The sequence below is a fragment of the Hyphobacterium sp. CCMP332 genome (assembly GCA_014323545.1).
Classification (GTDB): Bacteria; Bacteroidota; Bacteroidia; order Cytophagales; family CCMP332; genus CCMP332.
In genome coordinates this window covers 220,086-236,458 of sequence record CP058647.1, presented here as the reverse complement: position 1 = coordinate 236,458, position 16,373 = coordinate 220,086, and the positions used below count along the sequence as shown (strand labels likewise).

General features: G+C 35.6%; 14 protein-coding genes. All 14 read left to right on the top strand.

The features are described from left to right. Window position 1: 1 nt before the first annotated feature. Complete coding sequence (gene asnB, locus HZR84_01010) at window positions 2–1,819, top strand: asparagine synthase (glutamine-hydrolyzing) (GenBank protein ID QNL20588.1); 1,818 nt, start codon at window positions 2–4, stop codon at window positions 1,817–1,819. Next, entirely contained in the window at window positions 1,809–2,783 is a 975-nt protein-coding gene (locus HZR84_01005; GenBank protein QNL20587.1) for a hypothetical protein, read from the top strand. The genes asnB and HZR84_01005 overlap by 11 nt, the downstream gene beginning before the upstream one ends. Next, window positions 2,770–3,336: a GNAT family N-acetyltransferase gene (locus tag HZR84_01000; protein ID QNL20586.1), complete on the top strand. Its 567-nt coding sequence runs from the start codon at window positions 2,770–2,772 to the stop codon at window positions 3,334–3,336. The genes HZR84_01005 and HZR84_01000 overlap by 14 nt, the downstream gene beginning before the upstream one ends. Further along, window positions 3,333–4,460, top strand: coding sequence for a glycosyltransferase family 4 protein (locus HZR84_00995; protein ID QNL20585.1), 1,128 nt, complete (start codon window positions 3,333–3,335; stop codon window positions 4,458–4,460). The genes HZR84_01000 and HZR84_00995 overlap by 4 nt, the downstream gene beginning before the upstream one ends. Then, entirely contained in the window at window positions 4,450–5,586 is a 1,137-nt protein-coding gene (locus HZR84_00990) for a glycosyltransferase family 4 protein (GenBank protein QNL20584.1), read from the top strand. Before HZR84_00995 ends, HZR84_00990 begins: the two co-directional genes overlap by 11 nt. Continuing rightward, entirely contained in the window at window positions 5,579–6,415 is an 837-nt protein-coding gene (locus HZR84_00985; GenBank protein ID QNL20583.1) for a sulfotransferase domain-containing protein, read from the top strand. Before HZR84_00990 ends, HZR84_00985 begins: the two co-directional genes overlap by 8 nt. A 3-nt stretch (window positions 6,416–6,418) precedes the next feature. Beyond that, window positions 6,419–7,630, top strand: a complete 1,212-nt coding sequence (locus HZR84_00980) for a glycosyltransferase family 4 protein (protein QNL20582.1) — start codon at window positions 6,419–6,421, stop codon at window positions 7,628–7,630. A 112-nt stretch (window positions 7,631–7,742) separates the two neighbouring features. Beyond that, a complete protein-coding gene (locus HZR84_00975) occupies window positions 7,743–9,872 on the top strand; it encodes a T9SS type A sorting domain-containing protein (GenBank protein QNL20581.1) in 2,130 nt (709 codons plus the stop codon). A 108-nt stretch (window positions 9,873–9,980) separates the two neighbouring features. Beyond that, window positions 9,981–10,799 carry a sulfotransferase gene (locus HZR84_00970; protein ID QNL20580.1) on the top strand — a complete coding sequence of 273 codons (819 nt, stop codon included), beginning with the start codon at window positions 9,981–9,983 and terminating at the stop codon, window positions 10,797–10,799. A 13-nt stretch (window positions 10,800–10,812) separates the two neighbouring features. Next, window positions 10,813–11,991: a glycosyltransferase family 4 protein gene (locus HZR84_00965; GenBank protein ID QNL20579.1), complete on the top strand. Its 1,179-nt coding sequence runs from the start codon at window positions 10,813–10,815 to the stop codon at window positions 11,989–11,991. Further along, window positions 11,981–12,991: a glycosyltransferase family 2 protein gene (locus tag HZR84_00960; GenBank protein ID QNL20578.1), complete on the top strand. Its 1,011-nt coding sequence runs from the start codon at window positions 11,981–11,983 to the stop codon at window positions 12,989–12,991. Before HZR84_00965 ends, HZR84_00960 begins: the two co-directional genes overlap by 11 nt. Beyond that, the gene (locus HZR84_00955; protein QNL20577.1) at window positions 12,988–13,962 is read left to right on the top strand and encodes a sulfotransferase domain-containing protein; all 975 of its coding nucleotides are present in this window, start codon (window positions 12,988–12,990) and stop codon (window positions 13,960–13,962) included. The genes HZR84_00960 and HZR84_00955 overlap by 4 nt, the downstream gene beginning before the upstream one ends. After that, complete coding sequence (locus tag HZR84_00950) at window positions 13,962–15,176, top strand: O-antigen ligase family protein (GenBank protein ID QNL20576.1); 1,215 nt, start codon at window positions 13,962–13,964, stop codon at window positions 15,174–15,176. The genes HZR84_00955 and HZR84_00950 overlap by 1 nt, the downstream gene beginning before the upstream one ends. Next, a complete protein-coding gene (locus HZR84_00945; GenBank protein QNL20575.1) occupies window positions 15,173–16,351 on the top strand; it encodes a glycosyltransferase family 4 protein in 1,179 nt (392 codons plus the stop codon). The genes HZR84_00950 and HZR84_00945 overlap by 4 nt, the downstream gene beginning before the upstream one ends. Window positions 16,352–16,373: the final 22 nt, after the last annotated feature.

The following is a 16,373-nucleotide window of genomic DNA, read 5'->3' as shown; positions in this document are numbered from 1 at the left end:
GATGTGTGGAATACTAGGATATCACAGCAAAAACGGAACACTTGATATTGAGGAATTTAAACAGTCATTACATAAATTATTTCACAGAGGTCCTGACGCAAGTGGTATTTACAATAGCAAAAATTTGCATTTAGGCCACAGAAGATTATCAATAATTGATGTAAAAGATGGGACTCAACCAATGATAAGTGAGGATGGAAGATATGTTTTAATATTCAACGGTGAGATTTACAACTATAAAGAAATTGCTCGAAAATTAAAGTTGAATAATCTTAAAACTAAATCAGATACTGAAGTCCTTTTGGAAGCTTTAAAAATCGATGGTACAAAAAGCCTGAATTACCTTAGAGGGATGTTTTCCTTTGCATTTTATGATAAAGCACAAGATTCGATAATAATTGCCAGGGATCATTTTGGCATTAAGCCATTGCATTATTTTCACGAAAACGAATCCTTCGCCTTTTCTTCAGAAATTAATGCTTTAAAGTCATTAGGGAATACAAATTTGACCCTGGATTTAAATGCGCTTGATCTTTATCTAAAATTAAACTATATCCCTGCACCCTTTACTATTTATAACGAAATCAGAAAGCTTAAACCGGGCCATTATTTAACATATAACTTAAATACCAATAGTCTCAAAGAACACCAATACTACAATTTTGAATTTAATCCTGATTTTAATACAAAGTTTGAAGATCTTTCTGAGGCTTTTGAAGATGAACTCAGAGATTCTGTAATTCATCATACTTATTCTGATGTGCCATATGGCGCCTTTCTTTCCGGAGGAATTGATTCCACCATTATTACCAAATACATGAGTGAATACCTTGGAAAAGGTGTTAAATCTTTTACCATTGAATTTGAAGATGAGTATTCTGAACTTGGCTATGCAAAAAAAGCATCAGAAACATTTGGTCTGGATCATTATCAATTTCAAGTTAAGGCGGAATCAGTAGGTATAATTGATTCCATAATAGATCATTCGGGCGAGCCTTTTGGTGATAGCTCAGTCTTACCAACTTATTACCTTAGTAAAATGGCATCAAATGAAGTTAAAATGGTGCTTTCAGGTGATGGTGCAGATGAATTCCTGGGAGGATACAACTCCTATTTTAACTGGTTACAGAAATTAAACAATCAAAATAAGAATTTCAGTTCACATGCTCATTTACTAATCTCAAGGATTAAAAATAGGAGTAAAGACCTTCAGAGAACCTATGAGAATTGGTTAAAACTTACTCCCGGTTTAAATAATGTCATTCGAAATAGATTATGGAAAAACTGTTTAAAAATAAGCCCAAAAAAAAATGCAAATTACTTAAAATCAATTTTTGATTCCGGCAATCAATTATCTGATCTTCAACAAGTTCAGAACATGGATATCAAATTACTTTTACAAGGAAACATGTTGCCTAAAGTTGACATAGCTTCTATGATGAATTCCTTGGAAGTGAGAACACCATTTGTTGATGTTAAATTGGCAAATTTTATTTCCAAGCTTCCTCCTGAGTTTTACTTTGAATATCAAAATAATGGCTTTAAAGGCAAATTACCTCTTCAAAATATTTTACTAAAAACCTTTTCTAAAGATTTTGTTGAGAGGCCAAAACATGGCTTTACTGTTCCACTAACAAAATGGATTAAGGAGGATAAAGAGTTTATTGAGATTTTAAGTCACTATTTTAAATCTGAAAACAGCAGTTTACTTAAGTTCTTTAACCAAAGCGGTTTAGAGGATATTTATAATTCCAATAAGAAAAACCATATATGGTCATTAATTATTCTAGGAAAGTGGCTTGATAAAAATGAAAGCTAAAATTATCCTGATTATAAGCATTGATACGGAATGCGATAAAGGGCCCGCATGGAAAATAAAGAAACCAATGTCATTTGATAATATCATTCATGGCATCCCTAAATATCTCAACCCTCTCTTTGAAAAATATAATATAAGGCCGAGTTATTTATTAAGTCCAGAGGTCATGCAAAACGCGCAATGTGTGGATTTGTTTAAATCACTCACAAATGCTGAACTTGGAACGCATTTGCACGGCGAATTCATTGAACCCCAGGCTGATTGGGAGGCCGGACGAACCAAAACACCTCAATTGGCCTACGATTCTAATGTTGAAAAAGAAAAGCTCAAGAATCTAACAAATCTTTTTGAATCCAAATTTAACTACGCTCCAAAATCATTTCGGGCAGGACGCTGGGGAATAAGCAAAAATACACTTCCATTTCTTGAAGAGCTGGGTTACACCGTTGATTCATCTGTCTGTAGTTTTAGAACGCATACATTCAAACAGGGTAAAGTCAACTTCTGGGGAGCTCCTTTACAACCCTATCATCCATCCACACAAGATTTCAGAAAAAAGGGCAAAATGAAAATTCTGGAAGTCCCTGCTACCTTGGGTAATCCGCATTTAATGAAATGGCCAAGACCCATATTGCGAAAATTGGATGATAATAGCAAATGGCACAAAAAGATACTGGGAAAATTGGGTAAATCTTCCAAAATAACCTGGTTTCGGCCCTGGAAAAGTAATGCAAAGGAAATGATCAATCTGGCAGATAGCTTTGTCAAAAACTATTCAAATTCAGTTCATTCCACGGTACTGAATATGATGTTTCACAGCAATGAAATTTTAGCGGGAACAAGTCCTTATGCTCAAACAGAAATTGAAGTAAAATCTTATTTCGAAAGTTTAGATACACTTTTTGATTATTTATATGGACACTTTGAAATGAGCTCTCTAGGATTATCAGATGTACAGAGCTAGAAAATTTATAAAGAATTTTAAATTGGGTACGCATAAAGAAGTTTTTTATGAATACGATTTAAAGAAACCATTGAGTAAACCTATAATTTCTATTGAGCCCGAAGTACGTTTGGCCGAAATCGAAAGCTTCAGTGAGATAAAAAAAATATGGAATGTCAGTCAGTCTCAATTTACTAAACGGATTCAATCGGGAAATTCTGTTTGTTTTTTAACTTATGTTGGTCCTAATCCTATTGCATACCACTGGCTGCAACTCGAAGGTCAGCACTTTGTTCAAAAAGGTAATTTTAATTTTGAAGTTGAGAAAAATGTTTCTGCCATAATTTATCATACCAGGGTAAAAAAAGAGTATCAAGGACAGGGTTTAAATACTTATATAATGTGGTACATGCTGGATTATTGCTTGAAGAAAGGCTTGCAAAAAGTTTGGATTTATACAGCTGCAGATAATATTGCACAAAGAAAAAGCCTTGAAAAATTGGGATTTGAATTCATAAAGTCTGTATCGAGCTTAGTTGTGGGACGAAAATATTATTCGATCAAAAGTTTGTGAAATACAAACTGACCATAATATTTGACCAGTTTGCCCATCCTAATCAACCATTTTGGCATCAACTGTATTTGCGTTTGATACAATTGGCCGGTTTTGAGATAAAGATTTTCACCAAAAAAAAGCACTGTACACCAATAGGTCAATTGTTTCTATTAAGGCAAAAATCCGGAATTAGACGTTTTTTGAATTTACCCTTTTATTTTATTTCAGGCCTAAAAAATAAAATCGATTTAAAAAATTATCTTAATTTTCCAGACCTGGCAGAAGATCAGAATTCTGTGGTTCATATTTTAAACTCACAACAGTATCCTGCCATTTCCCTTTTTCTAAAAGACAAGAAAAAAATATTTTCCTTTCGTGGATACGAGACATTGGTCAGGCCGGCCAAAGACCCGGAATGGAAAGCTGAACTTCAAAATATTTATGGCGAGGCAAAACTACTTCATTTTGTGAGCGATTACATTAAAACCAAAGCCATTGAGGGTTTTAATGCACCGGAAGATAAATGCAAAGTAATCCGGCGTTCTGTGGATATAGAATTTTTTAATCCAGGCAAAAGAAATTACGCCTTGTCTCCAGTCATCAGGATTTGTACCATAGGAAGACTTACCTGGCAAAAAGATTATTTAACGGCATTGAAAGCTATTAGAGATTTAAAAGATAACGGAAATGATATTGAATATTTTATTGCCGGAGAGGGTGAAATGGAAAATGAAATCAGGAGTCAAATAGCTACATTTGATTTGGATAGCCGTGTTAATTTTATGGGTAATCTGAACCGAAAATCAGTAAAAGAGCTTTTGGCTTATTCTGATATTTATATTCAATCCTCAGTAAATGAAGCCTTACCCAATTCAATACTCGAAGCATCAGCCATGGCGATGCCAATTGTAAGTACCAATGTTGGTGGGATTCCCGAAGCAATTATTCACGAGAAAACCGGTTTATTGGTCGATAAAAAAGATTATGAAAATATGGCCAAATGCATCCAAAATCTGATCGAGGATAAAAATTTAAGAATAGAAATTGGAAAAGGGGCCAGAAAACTAATGATTGAGAAGTTTCATCCCGATTTGGAATTAAAATATTGGGTAGATACGTATAAAGAATTAATTGAAAACTAAAAAAAAGTTACTTGCAATTTTAAATACGCCTCCCGGCGAGCCTTTTATCATTAATCATCTCAATGCAGTTTCGGAAAACATTTCAGAAATTAAACTACGCATAGCCTATGGCTCTACTTCAGAAAACGGAAAAATCAAGAGTCCCTTAAACCGCAAAGTCAATGCTTTCGCGATTCCTAATTTTGACAGACTCAGCACACTTAAAAAAGCATCCTTTGTATTTAAATATCCATTTAAAAAAAGATCTCAGATAAAGAAATTTGCTGTTGAACAGTTTTTTAAAAGACAGAAGGCCGATATTATTCATTTTCATTTTGCCGGCACGGCAATTAAATGGTATAACTTTTTACCGTCGAATACCAAATTCACATTTAGCATTAGGGGTTCGGATATAAATGTTATGCCTTTCACTAATAGCACGTATCTTGAAAAACTTAAAAGTGTGGCGGAAAAGGCAATGCGAATACACGTTGTTAATGAAGAACTAGCCGATCGTTTTAATGCTTTGTTACCAGGGTTTGAAGCTAAAATTAAATGCATTCCTACGCTGGTCTCATCAGAATTTTTTGACATATCCAATATGCCGCTAGACAAATATATTATAGCTATCGGGAGACTTCACTGGATCAAAGGCCATAGGGATCTATTACTGGCCTGTCATTTGCTCAAAAAAAAAATCCCCAATTTCAATCTTGAAATAATTGGTGAAGGCGATGAAAGGCAAGTACTTGAATACATGATTCGGGATCTTGGACTAACAGAAAATGTAAAACTAACAGGAAATCTGAGTGCCGATGAGATCAGGGATAGTTTGAGTCGCGCTGCTTTTCTGATACAGTCTAGTCTGGATGAGGGTTTTCCAAACTCAATAGCAGAGGCCATGGCTGCCGGAGTACCTGTAATAAGCACAAAATGCGGAGGCATAGAAAATGTTTTAAATAGCGAAAATGCCTTTCTTTCTGATCCCGGGAAACCAGGGGAACTGGCAAAAAACATGGAACTGGCAATAAAACATCAATTTGACAGGGAAAATTGGGTAAACATAAATAAGCAAAAAGCCAGAGAAAATTTTTCAAAACAATCGCATTGCGATCAATTTTCGGAATTCTGGAATTTGAATGGCTAAAGTCAGTTTCATTATTTTCGGAGCTCAAAAATGCGGAACAACCAGTTTAGCAGAATTACTTTCTACTCATTCCCGGATCTCTTTCTCGAAAATCAAAGAACCCGCTTTTTTTATTCGGGAAAATTGGCGCGACAGACTTGATGAATACGATGAATTGTTTGATAAAGACGATCAAAAAATCAGGGGAGAAGCTTCTACCATGTATTCCTTTTACCCGGAGTTTCCCGATACACCCAACAATATTTTTGAATATAACCCCAAAATCAAACTCATTTATATAATAAAAGACCCCGTAAAAAGAATTGAATCGCATTTTGCACATAGGCAGGTGAGAGGAAGGGAAAAAACATCTATAGATGAAGCAATTAGACAAAACCGCGCCTATATCGAAATCAGCAAATATCATATGCAAATTGAGCGATACCTGAAGTATTTTTCAGCCGATCAGATTAAAGTCGTTCAATTTGAAAAGCTGATTGAAAATTTCAGAGCTGAAATTTTAACCTTGTGCCATTTCCTTGAAATCGACGGCAGGGAATTTGATAATATAAACAATCTGCCCAAAACCAATCAATCATTGAATCATTCCTATCTAACGGATAGAGGAAGAATGGTGCTGAATAATCCCATTATAAAAATAATGCCATATAGAATCCGGCAAACACTTAAAAGTATGTTTTCAGAATCGATCGCGCAAAAACAAAAAATGAACAATGAAACAGAGGCCTATATTCGCAATGAACTAAAAGATGATCTTGAAAAACTTGAAAATTTTAGCGGTTTTGATTTGAGCAAGTGGAAAAAACCGCAACAATTAATGCCTAATTAATTCTTGAAAAACAAACAATCTGAGAATAAAATCCTCATTTTTTCAAGCATTTGGCCAACGGCTACGCATCCTTACATTAGTTTTTTATTCCACGGTTTAAAACTAAAATATCCCAATTTGGAATTCTTTTTATTCAAAAAAGGAGAAAGAAGACTGGCCAAAGATCTAATTGGAAATGAGGAATTGAAGAAAATAGAACAAAGCATTTTTTTGCGTTTCAATTTTACTAAAAATCCATTAGCCTATATAATTCCCGTTTTTTATTTACTAGTTAAATTCAGGCGATCTTTGCTGGTTCTAAAACTCTGTTTGAAAAACAACTATACTTTTTATCAGTCCATAGGCCAACTGATTTATTATCATAAACTTTTGAGCCGGAAATACGATCTGGTATATTTTAATTCACTTCAAGTGGCCAGACATATCTGCATTGAGGCTTTTTTTAAGGAAACCAAAGTGATTTGTAGTTCACGAGGCCAGGACTTTGATTTCGAGCCCGATTCTTTTAGAAAAGTTCTCCAAAATTGTGATCAGCTACATGTACTGGGAGAATATTTAAAAAATAAGGCTGTAGCGCAAGGTTATGACAGCAAAAATATAAGCATAATTCAACCTGCTTCACTTCCGGTAGACCTTAAGGACAAATATAAAGAAGTGAACCCTGAAAAATCAGAAATCACACTTATAACAAGCTCCCGCTTATATTGGACCAAGGGTCATATTTATGTGCTGAGAGCCTTGTCAATTCTTAAATACAATCGTCCGGAATTAAATTTCAAATACATTATTGTAGGCGACGGTCCGGAAATGGAGTTTTTAAAATTTGAGGCCAAAAGACTTCAAATCAATGATAAGCTTGAATTCTGTGGTTGGAAAAATCAAAATGAAGTCAATCAATTGGTGATGAATGCGGATATCTATGTACTGCTGAGTATAGAAGAAGGTTTTAATAATTCTGTTACCCAGGCCCAGATGCTTGGAAAAGCTTGTATTGTGTCAAATGCCGGTGGATTGCCTGAAAATGTAAAAAATGAATATTCGGGATTAGTAATAGAAAAATATAGCCCCGAAGGATTTGCAGAAGCCCTTTTGAACTTAATTGACAAGGATTTGTTGGATAATTTTAGTGAAAATGCTAAAAGCAATGTTGCCGGGCGTAGTCTTAGGCACCAATTAAATGAGTTTGAAAACATGTTTGAGAAAGTACTGTCCTGAATGACAGGTGATTACCAATTTACACCCCTAATAAAGCCTTATTCTTTAATGTTTAAACCAATACCTGTAATTTTCGTAAAATAATAGTAGTTTTGCCTTAACCATTATAGTTATGTTAATTAGATACTCCACCGCCCTTTTTATCTGCCTTATACTTTTTACTCTGAATGCCTCGAGTCAAAATGTAAATGTTTACGTAGAAGATTTTGAAACCGATGGCAATAATTCCAGATATACGCTGAGTCATCAGTTTTACGATTTTGGAATTTCCTCATATTTTGGTAGAGGTACCTTGGCACAATTTACAGGATTGCCCTCTGGCATCACAGGTCTAAACGGATCTTATCTAGTTGCAGCTGAAGACCTTGACCGTTCCACAAGTGGCCCGAGCGATGGTGTGGTTACATTTACGACAAGACAGATAAAAGTGGATAGTTTTTCGGATTTAATTTTCATTTTTAAATTAGGTGCAAGGTCGGCCAATAATTATGATTTTTTTGCCGGGAGTAATCGGGATTGGCTTGACGTAGATGTGCGCTACGACGGGGGTTCCTGGACAAGATTAATGCAATTCAGAAACGGTCCAACAGCAAGTACCAATTCTCAAAGAATGTACAGGGACAATGACCTTGACAACCTCGGGGGAGAACAAGCGCAGGACTCCATTTTGAGTGAGACCATGCAAGCTTTTAGAGATACAACTGCAGTAACAGGCGATACGGCTGAGTTCAGAATACGTTTGCGATGTAATTCTTCGAGTGAAGAACTCTTCTTTGATCAAATTGTGGTGAAAGGGATTCCATTAAATACGCCTCCATCCACACTTAACAGAATGCTTTATCAATACATGGGTTATACTACTAATAATCTTCAGGATAATTTGTATTGTACTACAAATGGATCTGCGACCTCTTATGAATTTGAAATAAGTGGTACAGGATTTACCACCCAAAATATTGTTAATACCACCAATAAATTTAATCTGACCGAAGTAACGGGAATGACCTATAACCGTACCTATAATCTCCGACACCGCATAATTACAAGTGGAGGACCCGGAGTTTGGAGTGATGCTTATTACGGATTATGGACAATCAATGTTCTGACCGCGCAATTACCTCAGGTGATGGCCCCACAATGTGGAGGAAATATTACATTGCTCAGTGATCAGATAGATTTTGAACGCATCGGAAATGCCACCAATTACAGATTAAATGTGACAGGCCCCAGTGCTTTTGCAGCCACTGATACATTGAACAGTACAAATAATGAATTTACGCTGGCAGACCTGGGTGCCACTGAAGCAGGTGACTATGATATTCAGGTATCAGCATTTGTAGATGGATCATGGCAGGCTTTTGGTAGTACATGTACCGTAACGCTTTCATCACTAACACCTCAAATTAGCCTATTGAGCAGTGACTGCGGCGGCATTGTAACTAATAAGGCCCAATTGTTTTACACAGAAAATGTAGCCAATGCAGAATATTACGAATGGCGAATAAGAGGTGACGGGGATCCTATTGTTCAACTTATAGTTCAGACAAATGAACGTAAAATGAGAATAAGCGATTTATTCCCAACTGCAACCTATGGGGAGGATTACACCCTGGACGTGCGATACAGAGTAAACAGTATGAATGCTCCTTTTGGCCCGAATTGTGATATTACTTTATCTGCTCCAACCATTAATATACGCAAACCGACCTGTGGTTCCACCATCACTGATTCACTGGATAGGATATGGACTTTCCCGGTAGCGGATGCCAGCTATGAATACAGCGTTTACAATACCTTTTTTGATACACTAATTACATCTTCGGCTCCATACTTGGTCTTTAATCAATTGGATGACAGCTATGATTTGAGTACTATTAATATAAGTGTAAGGCCAATTATCACCGGTGAAACAACCACTTTTGGTGATACCTGTACCTATACCTATACTCAGGCTAGAATGGCCGGCGGAAAGAGGGCTTCAGAAGTATTGTTTGGTTTAAATGCATCTGAAAATAAGGTTTTCCCAAATCCAAACTCAGGACATTTTTCAATTACCGGCAATTTGGATGAAATTGAAATGGTTTCAATTTTTGATTTGCGTGGTAAAAAATTAATGGCCTGGAATGAAGCCGATATAGCTTCCGGATTATTTGTAATAGAGGATTTCCCTAATGGACAGTATATATTAAGAATTATCAAAACGGATAAATCTTCAAGTATACATAGGTTGATAAAGGAATAATCACTTTATCGATAATTATAAAGTCGTATTAATTCAATCAACAGGCGCTGAAAAGCGCCCTTAAAAATTGCCATTTCTGATTTGATACAATCTAAAAGGGTGGGTTTCATGCAAATTGGATTCCAGAAATGCGGAACCACCTCCCTGTACCGGTGGTTAAGGCAACATCCGGCTTTGCATTTTTACAATGGAAAAAAAGATCCGCAATTTTTTAATCGCGAGAAAGACTGGAAAAATAAAATCGATCTTTATCATTCAAATTTTTCGGATAATTCAAAACTTTGGTCGGAAGCGTCGGATCAGTATAGCACCTTTCCCGAATTTAGAAATACAGCCAAACGCTTATTTGAATACAATCCTGATTTAAAATTTGTAGCGGTTATACGCCATCCTGTTGATCGAAGTCTCTCACACTATGATTTTAACAAATTAAGAGGTGGCGCAAGAGGTGAAGATGAAGAAAAAGTAATTTTAAATGCATCCAAATATATTACCAGAAGCCAATATTATTTACAGCTAAAACAATTCAGAAAGTATTTTCCAAAAGACCAGATCAAAATTGTGCTTTTTGATGATTTTAAAACCTCGCCGGAAAAAGTACTTTCATCCATATTCCAATTTCTGGATATTGAAGATATTTCCAATTCACTGAACTACAATCAAAGCAAATCCACCGTAGGCGAATACCATCAAAAATTTAAATACAAAAAGCTCATTGCCAGCGATGGATTTAAATGGCTGCGTAAAATATCCCCTTCGGGAATAAGGAAAAGTTTGAAACCAGTTTTTTATGGCAAAACCGATAAGAAAACAACTTTTTCCAATCAATTTAAAAATGTACTCTGGCAGTTATTTGAAGAGGATATAAACAGTCTGGAAAAAGAATTTGATCTGGACTTGTCGACCTGGAAAAATAAATACAATTAATTCCAATAAATCTTTGAGATTACTTTTCATCTGCAATGAATATCCTCCGGCACCTCATGGAGGAATTGGAATTGTAGTTAAAGACATTGCTGAATACCTGGTTGCGCAGGGTCATGATGTCCTTGTTTTGGGTTATGATAAATCAATTAAAAAGGACATTTCTGAATCTTCCAATGGTGTGATCGTTCACAGATTGCTAAATCCCTATTTGAATAAAGGCATAAAAATTTCCAGGTTTAGATTAAGTGCCGGCCCTTATTTAGAAAGAAAACATCTATCCAAAAGGTTAAAAAAGCAAATTGCCTATTTTAATCCCGATATCATTGAAAGTTACGATTGGTCTGGCCCGCTTTGGTCAAAGCCAAAAAGCCACTTGATTGTGAGAATGCACGGTGCCAATTCAGCCTATCAGTATTTTGAGAAAAAACGAATGAGTCGCTTATTGTATTTCTTTGAAAAACGAAATATTCAAATGGCAGATACGCTTATTTCCGTATCAAAGCATATGGCTGATCTTACACTTGAAAGCTTGCGTATGAACAAGGATTATTCGGTCATTTATAATTGTGTGGATACTACTTTTTTTACAAATCAGCAGGAAGTTCGCAGAGATCCAAACCTATTGCTATTTGTTGGTCGAATTCATCCAAGAAAAGGTCTTGAGGAATTATTTATGACCATGAACATAATTTTTGAGAAACGCCCGCAAACCAAACTTCAACTATTAGGGGCTTTTGATCCTGTATTTAAAAATCAGTTGGAAGGATTACTAAAATCTGATGCCTATTTGGAAAAGGTAGAATTTTTTGGAAAAATACCACATTCGGAACTTGTTGATCACTACAATAAAGCAAGTCTGGTACTCGTGCCCTCAAGGGCAGAAGCTTTTGGACTTGTGGCGATTGAAGCCATGGCTTGTGAAACTCCCGTATGCATGGCCAATAAAGCAAGCGGACCCGAGATAATCAGAGATGGTGAAGGGGCCTGGTTGCTCAATTATGATAATTCTGAAGAAAGTGCTAATCTGATAATTGAAAAGCTCAGTCGACCCGAATTAATTTCAAAACAGGGGAAAGTAGCAAGAGCACATATAAAAGATCATTTTTCCTCAGAAAAAATTCTTAAGAAAAACGTGCAATTCTATCATCAGATTTTAAGTGCTAAGGCCAAAACAAAAGCAATTGAAAGCTGAGGCGATAATTGCCACGCGTAACAGACCCGAATCCTGCCGCCGTCTTGCAGATCAATTGTTGGAGATTGGTATTTTCAGAAATATTATTATTGTAGATTCATCAGATTCGGAACACTCCGGTATTTTCAAGGAAGATCAGATTATCCACATTAAATGCCCTGTTCAAAATCAGCCCTTTCAACGCTATACCGGTTATAAAAGAGCTATGGGCGATGTACTGTTTTTCTTTGATGATGACGTCAGAATCACCAATACCAAAGGAATACATGAGTTGTTTTCACTTTTTTCCACAGCTGATTTAGCAGGAGCATCGCTCGGAATCGAACTTGACAGGGACAATCCAGAAAAGATGTCCGGTGAAATTCGTCACAATGTATTGCTTTCGGGAATAAAAAAATTTAAAGCGGGCGAATACTGGATATACGGATTGAAACAGGCATATCCCATAAATGGAGGAATGGTGCATTATTTAAAAGGTCCGGCTTTCGCTACGAGAAAAGAATTTTTATATCGCAATTTTGATTTCAGGTTGTTTGATATTTATGAAAGAGGCCTTGGAAAAGGTGAAGATGCTATTTTAAGCTATACCTTGTCGAAACAGGGGCCTATTCAATACCTTCCTATTGATGCCATACATCATCAGGTGGTAGATCAAAGCGCATACGCTCAATCTGCCATTTCCTTTTATAAGAGATATGCCTTTTCAAGGTATTTCCACACTTTGAATTATTGTCGCTTAAACAAGGTCTCCTTTATAAAAAAAGTGGGCTATTTATTGGTTTACTACGCGCTTATTTTTAGCACTTTAATTAAATCAATGTTGGGTTCAATTCTAAAATGGTCAAAGAATGATTTAGAAAGAACCAAAGGAATATCAATTGGAATTTTAAAAAGTACATACTTGCTAAATACACTGCCATCCCGTCAAACGGCTTTTAAAAAATGGAATACCAAAGCTGATCAGATTTTGGAAACAGAAAACATAAATAGCTTAAATTGAAACCAGGTCTGGTCTTAATTCCCGGTATCAGAAAATGCGGTACTACAACGCTTTACGACATGCTTGCTGAGAATCCTCAATTATTTACATTGAAAGATTTAAAGGAATCACAGATATTCTGTTTAAAGCGTGCAGATTTTAAAAGAAATATCGATAAACTGACCTCGGAAATGGATTCTTCGGGTACATTTTTGGATGCATCTACACTTGCGCTTTATTCTTCCAATGCCATTGCCAACATTAAATCTCATTTTGAGAAGGTTAAAATTGTATTTATAATCCGCAAACCTCAAACTCGGTTTGTTTCTGCATACATGCACAATGTTAAAAAGGGAAACAAGATTGAAAATCGCACTCTTAAGGAAGTAATCGAGGCATTCAAAAAAGATGAAAATAATTCAGCAATTGAATTATCTGAATTAGAAAAAGCTAAGAGTAGCGGAAAAATAAATTATAGAAAAATTGAATTTCCAAATCTTAACAGCAAATATAAAAGTAGGATTGAAGAGGGCATTGATGAAGATTTCACCCAATTGAAATATTATAGGGAATCCTGTTATTCTGCCTATATAGAAAAATGGGAAAACGAATTTGGTAAGGAAAATTGTTTAGTCATTTCACTTGAAGAATTGCGTTTTGATACAGAAAAAGCCTTAAAAAAGGTAACAAACTTTCTAAGGCTTGAAAATCCATTGGAAATTCAATTAAAATCTTCCAATATGACTTACATGGCTAATTCTTTTTTGGCCAGAACCATGCGTCAGCTGTTTCGGATTATAGGATTAAATCGCCTGGTAAAAAAGTCAACATTATTAAAAAGCGGGGTTTTAAAGATTAGAGCAAAAATTTACGACAAGGAGAAAATAAATAATTCGGAAAGCTACAGAAGAGAATTGGACTATTTATTCAGTGAGGAAATGGCCTACTGGGAAAATCGTTCACCGGAAATCTATAAATACTGGATGTCCTGATGCGCTTGATTGACTATAAATATTATAAAAGAGAAGAGAAAATACTTTTTTGGTTTACCCTCTTTATAGTATTGCAGTTTATACAGGTTGTATTCAATATATCCTTCTATTTTTTCCCATTTTTTATCTATTTCTATTTCATTGAAAAGGGAAAACCTGTAAAGCTTTTTTCTACCTTTTCACTCCTGGCCATAGCCTTTGCCATAGGAGCCTTATTGTCATATGCCCATAGTTCAGATCAGGATAGCTCAGGCCTGGTTATTTTAAATTATATGTATTGGTCATTAATACTTATACTATTTAACTCTATAAAAAATTTCATAAGTCTGAGGGCCATTTTTGATGCAATTCTACTCGGTCTGATAATTTGCGTGCTTTATTATCACATTTTTCAGCGTATCGGTTTTCAATTAATACCAATATTCAAGGATTATTCACAAAATGCCTTTTCATTTCTAGCCATTTGTTTTACTCCGATTGCCACCTATCATTTTGTTTCTAAAAACGGTAAACAAAAAGGCCTGTTTTTCGGTATTATTCTGATTGTATTGTCCTTTTTAAGCGGTTCAAGAGCAGGGTCTTTGCTTGTGGCTGGTGGTGTCGTTTCTGCCTTACTAATTGATCAGTTGCGGTTTAGAACAATTCTTTTTTATGCCATTATAATTGCACTCTTTGGCAACCTTTTCATTGCGCTGCCGATTGTTCAGGACACTATTTACGGTTTGAATGAGCGTACTTATAATATTATTTACAATACTGAAGAGGTCTTCTCTTCCGATCGATCCTATTTAATCAGGCGATCAATGGTAGAAAAAGGTCTGGAAATATTTAATGAAAACAAGAAGTACGGCATTGGGTTGAACAATTTTCAGGGATATGAAATTCAGCTTCCCGGGGAGTTTGAAGGCGCTGAATATGTTATAAACAAAGGGAAAATTATGGATATCGGCTCGCATAATTCCTATATTAATATTTTGGCCGAAGGGGGATTGTTTTTATTTGTGCCCTTCGTTTCTATTCTCGCGATTATTATTCTGACGGGCTTATTTACTTTTCATAAAGTGTCTGATTTTCAGAGGATAATACTTGTTTCCATTATTTTGATGTGTATCCACTTGTATGTAATTACTGCCATATTAAATGTTATGGCCTGGTTTGTCATAGCACTGGGTTTTGTAGGCATGAACTGGGGGAAAAGGAGATCATTTCGATGAGACTGGCTGTGCACTACCATATTCCCTGTTTTGAAGAAAATGGCAAAATTTTTACGGATGCTCAACAAGGGGTTTTTTTGGATTCTATTGCCGTCCATTTTGAAATCATCTTGTGTTTTTTGCACAGTCCTTTGGCGCATGAAATGAAAAATATGGATTATGAAATCCTATCTAAAAACATTAAAGTCATCGGTCTTGGCCCTCATTTAAGTTTCCCAAAGAGGTTGATGAGAGTTATGCACTATCTCAAAACATTCAAAAGATACGAGGGGCAATTCGATGCTATACTTTGTCGGACACCAAGTCCACTTTCAAATTTCATTATCAAAAGGTTTCCAAAAAAATCTGCGATTTATGTCGTTGGCGACTACATTGACGGATTATCAAGCATGAAAGGCAATTGGCTAAAAAAGCAATTGATAAAATTATGGGCCCATTATTATGAAAACCTGCAAAACAAATTAGCCTCTGATATATTGTGCATAACCAATAGCCGTTTAAAACAAAACAAACTTTTAAAATTCAATGGCAAAACCCAATTAATCCGCTCAACCACTCTTAAGAAAGCTGATTTTTACGACAGGGAAGATACTTGTCAGGGAGATGTAATAAAGATCTTATATACCGGCCGTATCGACGAAGCCAAAGGCTTGGAAGATATACTGGAGGCCATTTTAAAAATCATTAATTCCGATAATAAAAAGATAGAATTTCATATTGCCGGGTTTTCTCTGACAAAAAGAAATGATCTTATTGATAAACTAAAAGGGGAGGCCGCAAAACAGGGCAATGAGGGAATTGTACAATGGCATGGTAAATTGAAAATCGGTTCAGAATTAAATGAACTCTACCGTTCATGTGATATTTACTGTATTGCGTCCAGAAGTGGATTTGAAGGTTTTCCCAGAACGATTTGGGAGGCCATGGCCAATTCCTTACCGGTTATTGCGAGTGAAGTTGGATCAATCCCATATTTTATGGATAATTACCGGCATGGAATACTCTCAATACCAAAATCTGTAGAAAGTCTTGTAAAATCGATAAATGAAATTATTGATAAGGAAGAATTGAGAAAAAATATGATCAAAAATGCCCGTGAATTGGCAAAGGACAATACCCTCGACCAGTTCGGAGTAAAAATATCAGGAGAGATAAAATCCTACTTTAATACCTAATAATTTAAGCAGCCCATTAATA

What these genes read in the sequence shown, in the direction of transcription:
- asnB (QNL20588.1), top strand. Translation starts at nt 2, where the DNA reads ATGTGTGGAATACTAGGATATCACAGCAAAAACGGAACACTTGATATT.
- HZR84_01005 (QNL20587.1), top strand. Translation starts at nt 1,809, where the DNA reads ATGAAAGCTAAAATTATCCTGATTATAAGCATTGATACGGAATGCGAT.
- HZR84_01000 (QNL20586.1), top strand. Translation starts at nt 2,770, where the DNA reads ATGTACAGAGCTAGAAAATTTATAAAGAATTTTAAATTGGGTACGCAT.
- HZR84_00985 (QNL20583.1), top strand. Translation starts at nt 5,579, where the DNA reads ATGGCTAAAGTCAGTTTCATTATTTTCGGAGCTCAAAAATGCGGAACA.
- HZR84_00975 (QNL20581.1), top strand. Translation starts at nt 7,743, where the DNA reads ATGTTAATTAGATACTCCACCGCCCTTTTTATCTGCCTTATACTTTTT.
- HZR84_00970 (QNL20580.1), top strand. Translation starts at nt 9,981, where the DNA reads ATGCAAATTGGATTCCAGAAATGCGGAACCACCTCCCTGTACCGGTGG.
- HZR84_00950 (QNL20576.1), top strand. Translation starts at nt 13,962, where the DNA reads ATGCGCTTGATTGACTATAAATATTATAAAAGAGAAGAGAAAATACTT.
- HZR84_00945 (QNL20575.1), top strand. Translation starts at nt 15,173, where the DNA reads ATGAGACTGGCTGTGCACTACCATATTCCCTGTTTTGAAGAAAATGGC.